At 75.5% G+C, this 13,097-nt stretch carries 12 protein-coding genes; 8 read left to right on the top strand and 4 right to left on the bottom strand.

Annotated elements, in window-relative coordinates:
* Positions 1–187: 187 nt before the first annotated feature.
* Both FE251_RS12800 and FE251_RS12795 read right to left on the bottom strand, forming a co-directional pair.
* Positions 188–1,921: an ABC transporter ATP-binding protein gene (locus FE251_RS12800; RefSeq protein ID WP_139948989.1), complete on the bottom strand. Its 1,734-nt coding sequence runs from the start codon at positions 1,919–1,921 to the stop codon at positions 188–190.
* The gene (locus tag FE251_RS12795) at positions 1,921–3,696 is read right to left on the bottom strand and encodes an ABC transporter ATP-binding protein (RefSeq protein ID WP_139948988.1); all 1,776 of its coding nucleotides are present in this window, start codon (positions 3,694–3,696) and stop codon (positions 1,921–1,923) included. The genes FE251_RS12800 and FE251_RS12795 overlap by 1 nt, the downstream gene beginning before the upstream one ends.
* A gap of 111 nt (positions 3,697–3,807) precedes the next feature.
* On the opposite strand from FE251_RS12795, the gene FE251_RS12790 reads away from it, so the two are divergent.
* The 4 genes from FE251_RS12790 to FE251_RS12775 all read left to right on the top strand — a co-directional run bounded on the left by FE251_RS12790 (position 3,808) and on the right by FE251_RS12775 (position 7,972).
* Positions 3,808–4,224 carry a DUF3817 domain-containing protein gene (locus tag FE251_RS12790; RefSeq protein ID WP_230976430.1) on the top strand — a complete coding sequence of 139 codons (417 nt, stop codon included), beginning with the start codon at positions 3,808–3,810 and terminating at the stop codon, positions 4,222–4,224.
* Positions 4,225–4,226: 2 nt separating this feature from the next.
* Positions 4,227–5,819: a glutamine-hydrolyzing GMP synthase gene (gene guaA, locus FE251_RS12785; protein WP_139071270.1), complete on the top strand. Its 1,593-nt coding sequence runs from the start codon at positions 4,227–4,229 to the stop codon at positions 5,817–5,819.
* Positions 5,816–6,985, top strand: coding sequence for a glycosyltransferase family 4 protein (locus tag FE251_RS12780; RefSeq protein ID WP_139071233.1), 1,170 nt, complete (start codon positions 5,816–5,818; stop codon positions 6,983–6,985). The genes guaA and FE251_RS12780 overlap by 4 nt, the downstream gene beginning before the upstream one ends.
* A gap of 474 nt (positions 6,986–7,459) precedes the next feature.
* Positions 7,460–7,972, top strand: a complete 513-nt coding sequence (locus FE251_RS12775; protein ID WP_139071234.1) for an aromatic ring-opening dioxygenase LigA — start codon at positions 7,460–7,462, stop codon at positions 7,970–7,972.
* A 69-nt stretch (positions 7,973–8,041) separates the two neighbouring features.
* On the opposite strand, the gene FE251_RS12770 is transcribed toward FE251_RS12775, so the two are convergent.
* Both FE251_RS12770 and FE251_RS15880 read right to left on the bottom strand, forming a co-directional pair.
* Positions 8,042–8,248 (bottom strand): hypothetical protein, encoded by a 207-nt coding sequence (locus tag FE251_RS12770; RefSeq protein ID WP_139948987.1) that lies wholly within the window; start codon positions 8,246–8,248, stop codon positions 8,042–8,044.
* Entirely contained in the window at positions 8,245–10,071 is a 1,827-nt protein-coding gene (locus tag FE251_RS15880) for a PspC domain-containing protein (RefSeq protein ID WP_230976429.1), read from the bottom strand. The genes FE251_RS12770 and FE251_RS15880 overlap by 4 nt, the downstream gene beginning before the upstream one ends.
* A 146-nt stretch (positions 10,072–10,217) precedes the next feature.
* Between FE251_RS15880 and FE251_RS12760 the strand changes: the two genes are divergently transcribed.
* The 4 genes from FE251_RS12760 (at position 10,218) to FE251_RS12745 (ending at position 13,070) form a co-directional block, all read left to right on the top strand.
* Positions 10,218–11,465 (top strand): ATP-binding protein, encoded by a 1,248-nt coding sequence (locus tag FE251_RS12760; protein ID WP_139071237.1) that lies wholly within the window; start codon positions 10,218–10,220, stop codon positions 11,463–11,465.
* The gene (locus FE251_RS12755; protein ID WP_139948986.1) at positions 11,465–12,145 is read left to right on the top strand and encodes a LuxR C-terminal-related transcriptional regulator; all 681 of its coding nucleotides are present in this window, start codon (positions 11,465–11,467) and stop codon (positions 12,143–12,145) included. Before FE251_RS12760 ends, FE251_RS12755 begins: the two co-directional genes overlap by 1 nt.
* Positions 12,146–12,235: 90 nt before the next feature.
* Positions 12,236–12,577: a hypothetical protein gene (locus FE251_RS12750; protein ID WP_139071239.1), complete on the top strand. Its 342-nt coding sequence runs from the start codon at positions 12,236–12,238 to the stop codon at positions 12,575–12,577.
* A 7-nt stretch (positions 12,578–12,584) separates the two neighbouring features.
* Positions 12,585–13,070, top strand: coding sequence for a DUF456 domain-containing protein (locus tag FE251_RS12745; protein WP_139071240.1), 486 nt, complete (start codon positions 12,585–12,587; stop codon positions 13,068–13,070).
* Positions 13,071–13,097 lie beyond the last annotated feature (27 nt).

Genomic DNA, 13,097 nt, shown 5'->3' with positions numbered 1-13,097 from the left:
CGGCCGGGCGTGCGGAATCTGCCACCAAGTGCCGCGTCGGGACCGTTCTGCCCGGTTCGGCGCGGCGTGTCGCGGGCGTGTCGCCGACGTGGTGGCAGAAAAACGGGCGGGGCGCCCCGGCAGCGGCACCCGTCAGGCGCCCGGTGCCCGCGCCGAGCGGGCGGCGGGGGAGTGCCCGCCGCCCCCGTCACTCCTGCTGCCAGGACTCCCAGAGGGCCGCGTACTCGCCGCCGGCGGCGACGAGGGCCTCGTGCGGGCCGATCTCGGCGATGCGGCCGTCCTCCATGACCGCGACGCGGTCGGCGTCGTGCGCCGTGTGGAGGCGGTGGGCGATCGCCACCACGGTCCGGCCGGTGAGCAGCGCCGACAGGGAGCGCTCGAGGTGGCGCGCCGCGCGGGGGTCGAGCAGCGACGTCGCCTCGTCGAGGACGAGGGTGTGCGGGTCGAGCAGGACGAGCCGGGCGAGGGCGAGCTGCTGGGCCTGGGCCGGGGTGAGCGTGAGCCCGCCCGAGCCCACCTCGGTGTGCAGGCCCTGCGGCAGCGCGGCCACCCACTCGGCGGCGTCCACCGCGGCGAGCGCGCGGACGAGGTCGGCCTCCGCCGCGTCGTGGCGGGCCAGTCGCAGGTTGTCCGCGACGGTCCCGACGAAGACGTGGTGCTCCTGGGTGACGAGTGCGACGTGACGGCGCAGCTCGTCCTCGGGCAGGTCGACGAGCGGGACGCCCCCGACGGTCACCCGGCCCCCGGTGGGCGGGTGGATGCCGGCGAGCATCCGCCCGAAGGTCGACTTGCCCGCGCCCGAGGGGCCGACGATGGCGAGCCGCTCCCCGGGGGCGAGCGTGAGGTCGATGCCGTGGAGCACGTCCTCGCCCTCGCGGTAGGCGTAACGCACCTCCTCGGCGCGGACGTCCTCGCTGGCGGGCCGGGCGGTGCCGGGCTCACGGTCGGGCGCGATGAGCTCGATGCCGACGATGCGGGCGAGGCTCGCGGTCGCGACCTGCACCTCGTCGACCCACATGAGCAGCTCGAACAGCGGCCCGCGGACCTGGATGACGTACAGCGCCACCGTGGTGACCGCGCCGATCGTCGTGAGACCGGCGCCGGTGAGGTACCCGCCCCACACGACGACGGCGGCGACCGGCAGCGAGAAGGAGAGCACGGTCCAGAAGAAGACCGACATCCGCAGCTTCAGGGTGACGGTCTCCCAGGTCCACGCCTCGGCGACGGCGGCGTCCGCCTGCTCGCGGCGGACCGCGCCCAGGGAGAGGGCGTCGACCGTGGCCGCGTGCTCCGCGGACTCGGTGAGCACGCCGTTGAGGTCGGCGTAGGCGGCGGCGTTCGCGCGGTAGGCCGGCGCCGAGCGCTTGAGGTAGCGGCGGGTGGCGAGGACGAGCACGGGCACGCCGACGAGCATCGCGAGCGCGACGAGCGGCGCGGCGAGGAGCGCGGCGCCGAAGGTGAGGAGGATCGTCGTCGACGTCACGAGGAGGCGGGGCACGCCGAAGCGCACCGCCCACTGGACGCGGTCGATGTCGTTGGTCGTGCGGCCGAGGAGGTCGCCGGTGCCGGCGCGCTCGACGGTCGACAGCGGCAGGTGCGTGACCCCGAGGAGGAAGCGCTCGCGCAGCCCGGCGAAGACCTCCTCGCCGAGCAGCATCGCGCTGCGCTGGGCGTACCGGGTGACGACCGACTGCACGAGGACCACCCCGACGAGCCACAGCGCGACGGTGTCGACGTACCGGCGCGTGGTGCCCTGGGCGACGGCGTCGACGAGCCCGCCGAGCATCCACGGCAGGGCGAGCGCGGCGACGGCGGCCAGCGCCTGGAGGAGGACGACGACGGCGAGCGGGCGCCGGTGGGTGCGCAGCAGGCGCCCGGCGAACGCGCGCACGCGCCGGTTGTCGGCGACGGGCAGCTGCATCAGACCACCTCCGAGGGGGCGAGGGAGCGGCCGACGACGTCGTGGTAGGCCTGTGCGTCAGGGTCGCCGGACGCGGCGCGGGCGAGCAGGTCGCGGTGCCGGCCGCGGGAGCGGACGACGCCGTCGTCGAGCAGGACGACCTCGTCGGCCTGCTCCAGGACGAGCGGGGAGGCGGTGAGGACGACGGTCGTGCGCCCGCGGCGGTAGGCCGCGGTCCGCTGGGCGATCCGCGCCTCGGTGTGGGCGTCGACGGCGCTGGTCGGCTCGACGAGGACGAGCACCTGTGCCTCGGTGAGCAGCGCGCGGGCGAGCGCGACGCGCTGCCGCTGGCCGCCGGACAGGGAGCGGCCCTTCTCGGTGATCGCGCCGTCCAGGCCCTCGGGGAGGGACTCGAGGACGTCGTGGGCGTCGGCCGCCTCGAGGGCGCGCAGGAGCGCCGCGTCCTCGATCCCGTCGGCGCGCGCGTCGAGCGCGCTGCGCAGCGTGCCGGTGAACAGCTGCGGCGCGGAGGAGGCGACGACGACGCGGCGGCGGACCTCGGCGAGCGGCAGGTCGCCCAGGGGTACGCCGTCGAGGAGGACCGAGCCGGCAGAGCGGTCGTCGAGGCGCCCGAGGCGCGCGGCGAGGGCCTCGCCCTCCCCGGGGCGGGTGGTGACGACGGCGGTGAGCCCGCCGGGCACCGGCTCCACGCCCGAGGTCTCGTCGACGAGCCGGCCCGGCGTCGTGGGCACGACCGGCACGGGCAGGGAGTCGGCGGCCTCGGACTCGGCGAGGCTGCCCGCCTCCGGCGTCACGGAGAGCACGCCGATGATCTTGCGGGCGGCGACGCGGGCGCGGGTGAAGAAGTTGAGGAACTGGGTGACCCAGCGCAGCGGCTCGGAGAGGAACGCGGTGAACCCGTAGAAGGTGACGAGCTGGCCGGGGGTGATGGTGCCCTCGATCGTCTGGCGCGCCCCGAGCCACACGACGCACGCGACGAACAGGCCGGGCAGGAGCACCTGGAGCGCCTCGAGCACCGAGGACAGGCCGGCGACCCGCACGCCGGCCGCGCGCACCCGCTGGGACTGGGCGCGGTACCGCTCGGCGAAGACCTCCTCGCCGCCGATCCCGCGCAGGATCCGCAGGCCGGAGACGGTGTCGGTGGCGAGCGTCGCGAGGCGCCCGGTGGCGTCGCGCTGCTCCTTCTGCCGCGCCTGGAGGGGGCGGATGAGGAAGGAGACGACGACGGTGACGAGCGGCAGCCCGAGCGCGACGACGATCCCGAGGCTCGGGGACTGCTGGAGCATGTAGAGGGTGACCGCGAGGTAGCCCGCGAGCCCGCCGACGAAGGCGGGCAGCATCTCCAGGACGTTGCCGACCTGGAAGGAGTCGTGGGCGACGGCGCTGACGACCTCGCCGGTGGGCAGCTCCTCACCGATCGCCGGGCCCGTGCGGCTCACGTGGTGGCCGACGAGGCGGGTGGTGGTGAAGGAGCCGTGCAGCCACCCGCCGACCTCGGCGGCGTGGCCCAGGCTCGTGGCGACGGCGCTGAACAGGCCGACGGCCACGAGGGCGAGGGCGAGCCACAGCAGCCGGGCGGACACGCCGTCCTCCAGGCCCGCGTCGAGCGCGAGGCCCAGGAGCAGCGGGACCGCCGCGCCGGCGAGCGAGACGGCAGAGGTGAGCAGGCAGGCGACGACGAGGGTGCGCCATGCGCCGCGGCCGGTCCACAGGAGGTACGCCGTCGGGGACCGGAGGGAGGGGTGGCCGGGGTGGCCGGTCGGGACGTCGAGCACGGCGTCGAGCCTACGTCGGCGCGCCGCGCGTCCTCAGCCTGTTTTCCGCCGTGCCCGGCGCTCCTGAGACACTGGGGCCGACCCGTAGAGGCGGGCAACGGAGGAGGAGAAGTGAGCGAGGAGTCCACGGAGACCGCGGCAGGACCGGGCACGGCGCTGCGCGCCGAGCGAGAGCGCAAGGCGAGAGGAGCCTGGCGGTTCTACCAGGTCATGGCATTCGTCACAGGTGTGATGCTCCTCCTGCTCGTCGTCGAGATGGTGCTCGTCTACCTCGTCCAGGTGGGGCCCGACGTCACGTCGTGGATCGCCTGGATCCCTTTCGCCCACGGCTGGATCTACGTCGTCTACCTCGTGAGCGTCTTCAACCTCTGGTCGACGATGCGCTGGGGCCTGGGCCGGATGGCCGCCCTCGTCGTCGCCGGCGTCGTCCCGGTGCTGTCCTTCGTCATGGAGCACCGCGCGGCGTCGTGGTTCGCGACGGACCTCCCGCGCGTCGTGTCGCGCCCCGCGTCTACGCTGGCCCGGTGAGCATGACCGACGCCCCCACCACAGCCGAGCGGGCCGCTACGCCCCGCCCCGTCCTCGTCGTCGACTTCGGCGCCCAGTACGCCCAGCTCATCGCCCGCCGGGTGCGGGAGGCCGGGGTGTACTCCGAGATCGTCCCCCACACCCTGCCGGTGGACCGCATCCTCGCCAAGGACCCCGCGGCGATCATCCTGTCCGGCGGCCCCGCCTCGGTGTACGCCGAGGACGCCCCCGGCGTGGACCCCGAGCTCTTCGCGGCCGGCGTGCCCGTCCTCGGCATCTGCTACGGCTTCCAGGCCATGGCTTCGGCGCTCGGTGGCAGCGTCGCGCGCACCGGTGACCGCGAGTACGGCGCGACCGTCGTCGAGCTGTGCGCCGCCGGCACCCTCCTCGAGGGCACGCCCGAGCACCAGCAGGTGTGGATGAGCCACGGGGACGCCGTCCAGCAGGCCCCCGAGGGCTTCTCCGTCCTCGCCACCTCCCCGGGCGCGCCGGTCGCGGCCTTCGAGGACCGCGAGCGGCGCCTCTTCGGGATGCAGTGGCACCCCGAGGTCCGCCACTCCGACTTCGGCCAGGCCGCGCTCGAGCGCTTCCTCTACGACGGCGCGGGTCTGCAGCCGACGTGGACCGCGGGCAACGTCATCGCCGAGCAGGTCGCCGCGATCCGCGCGCAGGTCGGCGACGCGCGCGTCATCTGCGGGCTGTCCGGCGGCGTCGACTCCTCGGTGGCCGCCGCCCTCGTCCAGAAGGCCGTGGGCGACCAGCTCACCTGCGTGTTCGTCGACCACGGGCTGCTGCGCGCCGGTGAGGCCGAGCAGGTCGAGCAGGACTTCGTCGCCGCGACCGGCGTCAACCTCAAGGTCGTCGACGCGAGCCGGCAGTTCCTCGACGCGCTCGCCGGGGTGACCGACCCCGAGACCAAGCGCAAGATCATCGGCCGCGAGTTCATCCGCACCTTCGAGGCGGCCGCCCGCGAGATCGTCGCGGAGGCCGGCCACGACGAGGAGGTCCGCTTCCTCGTCCAGGGCACCCTCTACCCCGACGTCGTGGAGTCCGGCGGCGGTGAGGGCGCGGCGAACATCAAGTCCCACCACAACGTCGGCGGGCTGCCCGAGGACCTGCAGTTCGAGCTCGTCGAGCCGCTGCGCACCCTGTTCAAGGACGAGGTCCGCGCCGTGGGCCTGGAGCTCGGGGTGCCCGAGGCCATCGTGTGGCGCCAGCCCTTCCCCGGCCCCGGCCTGGGCATCCGGATCGTCGGCGCGGTCGACGCCGAGCGGCTCGCCGTCCTGCGCGCCGCGGACGCCATCGCCCGCGCCGAGCTCACCGCGGCCGGCCTGGACCGGGACATCTGGCAGTGCCCCGTCGTCCTGCTCGCCGACGTCCGGTCGGTCGGGGTCCAGGGTGACGGCCGCACCTACGGCCACCCGATCGTGCTGCGGCCGGTGAGCTCGGAGGACGCGATGACGGCCGACTGGTCGCGCGTGCCCTACGAGGTCCTCGCCCGGATCTCCAGCCGGATCACCAACGAGGTGCCCGAGGTCAACCGCGTCGTGCTCGACGTCACGAGCAAGCCCCCGGGCACCATCGAGTGGGAATGAGGGTCCTCCACGTCTCGGACTGCTTCCCTCCCCGCACGGGAGGGATCGAGACGCAGGTGCACGACCTCGCCGTCCACCAGGCCGCGGCCGGGTTCGACGTCCACGTCGCGACGGCGACGGCGGGGGCCGACGGCGCCCGCCGCGCCACGCGGGTGCTGGGCTCCGGCGTGCGCGTGCACCGGATGGCCTCCGCGCTCACCCTCGGGGTGCCGGTCAACCCGCGCGGCACCTGGCTCCTGCGCGAGGCGGTGACCCGGTTGCGCCCCGACGTCGTCCACGTCCACGCCGGGGTCGTCTCCCCGTTCGCTCTCGACGGGGTCGTCGCTGCCCACCTCAAGGGCGTGCCGCTCGCCGTCACGTGGCACTGCATGCTCGACGGCTTCGTCACCGGCTTCCGCGGTCTGACGCGGCTCGCCCACCTGCCGGGTGAGGGGGCGGCCGTCTCCGCCGTCTCCCGGGTCGCGGGGGAGCGCGTGGCGCGCATGCTCAGGCGCGAGGACGTCCTCGTCGTGCCGAACGGCCTGGACGTCGAGGAGTGGCGACCGACGGGCGCCGGCCCGGCCGTGGAGCACGGCCCGCTGCGGCTCGTCGCCACCCAGCGCATGGCTCCCCGCAAGCGGGTGGCCCCGCTCGTCGAGATCGTCGCCGAGGCCCACCGGCGGCTGGGGCCGGGGCCCGGGGGCGCACCTCGCGTCCACCTCACCGTCATCGGCTCCGGGCCGGAGGAGACGCGCGTGCGCGCGCTCGTGCGCCACCACCGCCTGGAGGACGTCGTCTCGCTCCTCGGGGGCCTGCACCGCGACGAGCTCGCCGCGCGGTACGCCCAGGAGCACGTCTTCGTCGCCCCCGCCCAGCTCGAGGCCTTCGGCATCGCCGGGCTCGAGGCCCGCGCCGCCGGGCTGCCGGTGGTCGCCGGCCGGGGCACCGGGGTCAGCGAGTACATCACCGACGGCGTCGACGGGCTGCTCACCCCGGACCGCAGCGACGGCCTCGGTGACGCCGCCTCCGACGCCGCCCTCACCAACGCCGTCGTCCGGCTCGCCGAGGACCGCGACCTCCTCGGCCGCCTGCGCGCCCATGCCCGGACGGTGCCGCCCGCGGCCGACTGGCGCGACGTCCGCGCGGCCTGCGAGCGGCTCTACGAGCGAGCCGGCGCGGCTCTCTGACGCCCCGGCGGCGGCCCGCGCGCTCAACTCTCGCGCGCCCGCCGTCGCGTTTCCTGCCACCAAGTCGGCGACACGCGCGCGACACGCCGCACCGCATCGGGCATTCCGGGCACGCGGCAGGACGTGCTGGCAGGTCTCGCGCGGCACGGGTGCGCGGAGCATGCTCGAACGGTCAGCTCCGGCGACCGCCTGCGGGCGGGCCGCGGCGGCGGTCAGGCCCCTGACCTGGCAGTTCACGCCTTCCCGGGCCGGGTGAGGGGCGGCTGCGGCCCGCTGGGCGGGCGTGGGCAGCAGCTCGGCCGACCTGGCGGACGGGTGTCCCAGGTCACGTCGTCAGGTGCGGTAAAAAACGCCTGTACTGGGACCATTGGCCCTGAACCGGACAATCCGGAATGCCAGGATCGTCCTCAGGACCTCGAAAGCGAGGCCACAACCTCGGGGCCTCCGAGGCCACGATCGAAAGGGACCACCACCATGAGCACCACCCGCGGCACCGGAATCGCCCGCCTCGCCGGCATCATCGCCATCGTTGCCGGCATCATCTTCATCGTCGCCGGCGGCGTGACCTGGGGCATGGTGACCAGCCAGCTCAAGGCCGAGAACATCACCGTTCCCGACGACGCCGCGTTCCTCGCCGGCGCCGAGGTGCAGGGTCCGTTCTCCGCGTTCGCCCAGGCCGACATCATCAACACCCACGCGCTGGCCGGCACCGAGGGCCGCACCTACGCCGAGCTCGGCACCGCGATGCGTGAGTTCGAGCCCGGGAGCCCCGAGCACACCGAGCTCCAGGAGCAGCGCACCTCCGTGATGAACGCGTCCTTCCTCCGCGCCTCGCTGTTCACCTCGGTCGTCTCCTACGGCGTGGCCGCCCTGGTCATCGGCCTCGGCGCCCTGTTCGTCCTCCTGGGCCTGGGCATGAACCAGCTGGCCAAGGCCCCCGCCACCGCCGGCCCCGCCGCGGCCCCGGTCCGCGAGCCCGTCGCCTGACCTCCAGCACCACACAACGCCGAGAGCCGGCCCGTGCACAACGGGCCGGCTCTCGGCGTTCCTGCGTCCTCAGTCGCCGCGGGCGACCAACGCCTTGACGAGGAGGCCGACGCCCGCGAGGGCGAGCAGCCCGATGAGCGCGGCCTCGAGGTCGATCGTCAGCCCCGCCCCGACGGCGAGGACCCCGAGCCCGAGGAGGAGCAGGATGATCCCCCAGACGATGGTGCCGACACGCGGTCCGCGGCTCGTGCGGTGCGCGCTGGTGTGGTCGCTCATGACGTCTCCTCGATGTAGAGCTGGCCGAAGCTGACCTCGGCGTCGACGGTGATCCGCGGGCCGTCGCCCTCCCGGGCGAGGGTGGTCCTGATGCCGACGCCGTTGGTGAGCGAGTCGTCGGTGCGGGTGGAGCCCCACACGGGCAGGTTCGGGCCGGTCCACTCGTCGTCGAGCCGGCCGACGACCTCCCCGGCCCCGACGGCGGCCTCGACGGTGACGTCGGCGCCTTCCGGGACGATGAGGTGCAGGTTGCCGAAGGTGACGCTCGCGGGGACGGTGACGTCGGTGTCCGTGTCGAGCTCGGAGAGGTCGACGACGAGCTCACCGGCGACGAGCGAGAAGCCGCGCTCGGCGTCGGCCGCGGTGCGCGGGACCCACGTCGGGTCCCCGGCCCACGTCGTGGCGCTCGAGCCGATCCGGGCGAAGCCGGGCAGCGCGGCCGCGGCTGCGGCGGTCGGCACCATGACGAGGGCGATGAGGAGCGCGAGCACCCCGAGACCGCCCTGCGTGCGGCCGCGCAGGCCGCTCACGAGGACCCCGGCGCCGAGCACCGCGAGGACGGCGCCGCCGCCGACGAGCCACGGGTTCGCGTCGAGCACGCCCTGGTGGTTCGCCAGCGCCACACCGGCCGCGGTGAGGAACGCGAGGGCGAGCACGAGGCTCGTGGCCCGCGAGCCGGGCCCGGGCACCGGGACCGGCGGGGTACCTCCGGTGCCCCGGTCGGTTCCCGGGGGGACCGGCGGGGTGCCGGTGCCCCACCCGGGCAGCGGGTCGGAGGCGCCGCCGGTGCCCCAGGCGGCGCCGGGGGTGGTGCCGGGCAGGGGGTCGGAGGCGGCGCCGGTGCCCCACGAACTACCGGGCGCGGCGCCGGGTGCGGAGCCGGGCAGCGGGTCGGAGGTGCCGCCGAGTCCCCAGGCCTCGGCCCACGAGCTGCTGCTGTCGGAGGCCGAGGCGGCCGAGGGGGAGGCGGCCGAGTGGGACGGCGCCGCGGCGTCGGGCGCGGTCCCGTCCGCTGCGGTCCTGTCGACCGCGGGCAGCGTCGTGGTCGTGTCCCCGGGCGTGGTCGGGCCGGCGTCCTGCGCGGGGAGCGGGGCCGTGGCGGCGGCGGCGGCTTCGGCGCTCGCAGGCAGGGTGGCAGTGGTGGCCGGCAGGGGGGTCGTGACGTCGGCCGCCGGGGTGGCGTCCACGGGGCGCACGGTGGGGGCGTCGACGTCCTCGCGGACGTCGTAGGCCGGGTGCGGCGCGGCGGCGGCCCAAGGACCGGGCACGAGGTCGGTACCGGGCGTCGTCGCGTCCGGGGAGGCCGGGGAGGCCGGAGACGCAGGGGGCGGCGGGGGCGGGACCGGCCCGCCGGCGGGCGGCCCGCCCGACGGTGCCCGCGTGCCGCCCTCACGGCCCAGCAGCACCACGGCGACGACGACGCCGACGATGATCACCCACGGCACCGTCCACCACGCGCCGCTCCACCAGAACACCGGGCGGCTGAGGCCGACGATGACCGCGGCGGCCGCCCCGGCGAGGGCGATGTCGAAGTGGCCCCGCACCGCCTGCTCGAGGTGGATGCGGCCGTCGGAGGACTCGGGCAGCAGCGCCCAGGCCACGCCGTACAGGACGAGGCCGAGGCCGCCGAAGAGGCTGACGACGACGAAGAAGCCGCGCACGAGCAGCGGGTCGAGCCCGTAGCGGTGGCCGATGCCGGCGGCGACGCCGCCCACCCAGCGGTCCGGCGTGCGCCAGATGCCCAGGCGGCGCACGGAGTCGAAGAACCCGGCGGCGGGGGACGAGGGAGGGGGCGGGGTGTGCGGTGCACTCTGACCGTTCATGTGACCAGCAAACCGCCTCGGGCACCTGCGGCGGTATCGGGGAGGCCCCTGACCGTCCCCCGACCTCCGCCCCGGGAACCCCGGCTCGTCCCCGGACCGGGCCCGGGGCCTCCCCGGAGGCCCGCGGCACGTGTGACGATCTGGGGGTGACGATCTCCGCGCCCGAGCGGCTCCCGCTGCGCCGCCCCCTCGCCGGCCGCCAGGTCGCCGGGGTGGGCGCCGGCCTCGCCGCGCACCTCGGCCTCCCGGTGCAGCGGGTGCGCCTCGCGCTCGTGCTGTCCGCGCTCGCCTTCGGTGCCGGGCTCGTGCTCTACGGCTGGCTGTGGGTCCTCGTGCCGTCGGGCGACCCGGTCGACGCCGCCGCCGACGCCCGCCCCACCTCCGCCTCCCGGCTGGCCCCGCGGCTGCGGGCGGTCACCCGCTCGGTGTCGGCGAGTGACGTCGTGGCCGGGGTGCTGCTCCTGCTCGCCGCCCTCGCGCTCGTCCTGTGGCGCGCCGGGGTCACCCTGCCCAACGACTGGCTCGTCCCGCTCCTCGTCGTCGTCGGCGGCGCGGCGCTCGTGTGGACCCAGCTCGACTCCTCGCTGTCCGGCCAGGACGCCCCGCCCGTGCCCCGGTGGCACGCCCTCGCGCGGGTCGGCGGCGGGCTGCTGCTCGCCGTCGTCGGCATCGTCCTGCTCCTCGGGCGCGGGCTGGGCGCCGACGAGCTGCTCTCCGGGATCGTCGCGAGCACGGCGATCCTCGTCGGCGTCGCGGTCGTCCTCGCCCCGGTGTGGCTTCGCCTCGTGCGCGACCTCAGCGCCGAGCGCACCGCCCGCGCGCGGGAGTCCGAGCGCGCCGACATCGCCGCCCACCTCCACGACTCCGTGCTCCAGACGCTCTCCCTCATCCGCTCCCGCGCAGACGACCCGGACCAGGTCTCCCGCCTCGCCCGGGCCCAGGAGCGCGAGCTGCGCCACTGGCTCTACTCCGACCGGCCCGCGGCGGGCACGTCGGTGGCGGCCGCGCTGCGCGAGGTCGCGGCCGAGGTCGAGGACCAGCACGGGGTCGGCATCGACGTCGTCACCGCGGGCGACCGCCCGCCGCACGCGACGACCGCGGCGCTGCTCGCCGCCACCCGCGAGGCGCTGCGCAACGCCGTCGTCCACGGGGCGCCGCCGGTCTCGCTGTACGTCGAGGTGGGGGAGGATGTCACCGAGGTGTTCGTGCGCGACCGCGGCCCCGGCTTCGACGTCGCGACGATCCCGGCCGACCGGCACGGGGTGCGCGACTCGATCGTCGGGCGCCTCCAGCGCCACGGCGGGACCGCGCGGGTCCGTACCGGGCCGGGCAGCGGCCTCGAGGGCACCGAGGTGGTCCTGCGGATGCCGGAGCCGGAGACAGGGGAGCAGTGATGGACACGACGCCAGGCACCGAGCGGGCGCAGCTGAGGGTCGTCGTCGTCGACGACCACGCGCTCGTGCGCAGCGGGGTGCGCAGCGAGCTGGAGGCGAACGCCCCGGACCTGCTCGTCGTGGGCGAGGCGGCCGACGTCGAGTCGGCCGTCGCCGTCGTCCACGAGGCGCGGCCGGACGTCGTCCTGCTCGACGTCCACCTGCCCGGCGGCCGCGGCGGGGGCGGCATCGACGTCATCACCGGGTGCCGCGACGTGCCGGCCCGGTTCCTCGCGCTGTCCGTCTCCGACTCCAGCGAGGACGTCGTCGGGGTCATCCGGGCCGGCGCGCGCGGCTACGTCACCAAGGCGATCAGCCCCACCGAGCTCGCCGACGCCGTGCGCCGGGTCGCCGGCGGGGACGCCGTCTTCTCCCCGCGCCTCGCCGGGTTCGTCCTCGACGCGTTCGGCACCGCCGCCAAGGACGTCGCGACGACCGACGGCGAGCTCGACCGGCTGTCGGCCCGCGAGCAGGAGGTCATGCGGCTCATCGCCCGCGGCTACTCCTACAAGGAGGTGGCGAGCGAGCTGTTCATCTCGGTGAAGACGGTCGAGACCCACGTGTCCGCCGTGCTCCGCAAGCTCCAGCTCTCCTCGCGCCACGAGCTCACCCGGTGGGCGGCCGTGCGCCGCCTCATCTGATGAACCCGGACCCGGTGGGAAGGGCCACACCGCCCCGGAACCCGCGCCGTCACTGAGGTTTCGGCGTCCGGCCTCGCCTAGGGTGGCAGCATGACGTTCCTCTACTACTTCCTCCTGTTCCTCCACTTCGTGGGTTGGGCGGTCGTCCTCGGTGGCACCGTGACCAACCTGCGTACCCCCCGCCTGGCGCCGGGCGTCCTCCACGGCGCGATCACCGCGCTCGTCACCGGCGTCCTCATGGTCGGGGTCGCCGAGGCCGCCCTCGACGCGGACCTCAACCACATGAAGATCGGCGTCAAGCTCGTCGTCGCCGCGGTCATCGTCACGCTCACCGTCATCGCCTCCCGCCGCAAGGAGCCCAGCCGCGCGCTCCTCGGCGCGATCGCCGGGCTCACCACCCTCAACATCGCCCTCGCGGCACTGTGGCGCTGAGTCGCTGATGGGGGTCCTGGGTGAGGCGATCGTCCTCCTCGTCGTCCTCGTCGGGATCATCGGGGCAGTCGTCCAGGTGATTCCCGGCGGGGGCGTCCTCGTCGGCGTCGCCGTCGTCGTCTGGGCCGTCCTCACCGGCGGCCCGGTCGCCCTCACGGTCGGCGTCGTCGCCGGCCTCGCCGTCCTCGCCGCCGAGGTCGGCAAGTACCTCCTCGCCGGGCGCTACCTCGGGCAGGGCGGGGTGCCCGGCCGGACGCTCGTCGTCGGTGCGGCGCTCGGCGTCGTCGGCTTCTTCGTCGTCCCGGTCGTCGGGCTGCCGCTCGGCTTCCTCGCCGGCGTGTACGGCGCGGAGAGCGCCCGGCTGCGCGACCAGCGGGCCGCCCGCGCGTCCACCGGGCGGGCGATGCGCGCCGTCGGCGTGGCGATCCTCGTCGAGCTCGGCGGGGCCCTGGTCGCCACCGCCGCCCTCCTCGTCGGCATGTGGCAGACCTGACGCCTGTGGTGTCGGTGCCACCACCTA

Source organism: Georgenia wutianyii, from assembly GCF_006349365.1.
Classification (GTDB): Bacteria; Actinomycetota; Actinomycetes; order Actinomycetales; family Actinomycetaceae; genus Oceanitalea; species Oceanitalea wutianyii.
The sequence above is the reverse complement of the archived record's forward strand: the minus strand, read 5'-3'. Positions and strand labels throughout refer to the sequence as shown.

Excerpts from the sequence above, each read along its gene's own strand:
- guaA (WP_139071270.1), top strand. The coding sequence starts at position 4,227 with ATGACCGACGCCCCCACCACAGCCGAGCGGGCCGCTACGCCCCGCCCC.
- FE251_RS12800 (WP_139948989.1), bottom strand. The coding sequence starts at position 1,921 with ATGCAGCTGCCCGTCGCCGACAACCGGCGCGTGCGCGCGTTCGCCGGG.
- FE251_RS12750 (WP_139071239.1), top strand. The coding sequence starts at position 12,236 with ATGACGTTCCTCTACTACTTCCTCCTGTTCCTCCACTTCGTGGGTTGG.
- FE251_RS12780 (WP_139071233.1), top strand. The coding sequence starts at position 5,816 with ATGAGGGTCCTCCACGTCTCGGACTGCTTCCCTCCCCGCACGGGAGGG.
- FE251_RS12770 (WP_139948987.1), bottom strand. The coding sequence starts at position 8,248 with ATGAGCGACCACACCAGCGCGCACCGCACGAGCCGCGGACCGCGTGTC.
- FE251_RS12745 (WP_139071240.1), top strand. The coding sequence starts at position 12,585 with ATGGGGGTCCTGGGTGAGGCGATCGTCCTCCTCGTCGTCCTCGTCGGG.
- FE251_RS12775 (WP_139071234.1), top strand. The coding sequence starts at position 7,460 with ATGAGCACCACCCGCGGCACCGGAATCGCCCGCCTCGCCGGCATCATC.
- FE251_RS12755 (WP_139948986.1), top strand. The coding sequence starts at position 11,465 with ATGGACACGACGCCAGGCACCGAGCGGGCGCAGCTGAGGGTCGTCGTC.
- FE251_RS15880 (WP_230976429.1), bottom strand. The coding sequence starts at position 10,071 with ATGAACGGTCAGAGTGCACCGCACACCCCGCCCCCTCCCTCGTCCCCC.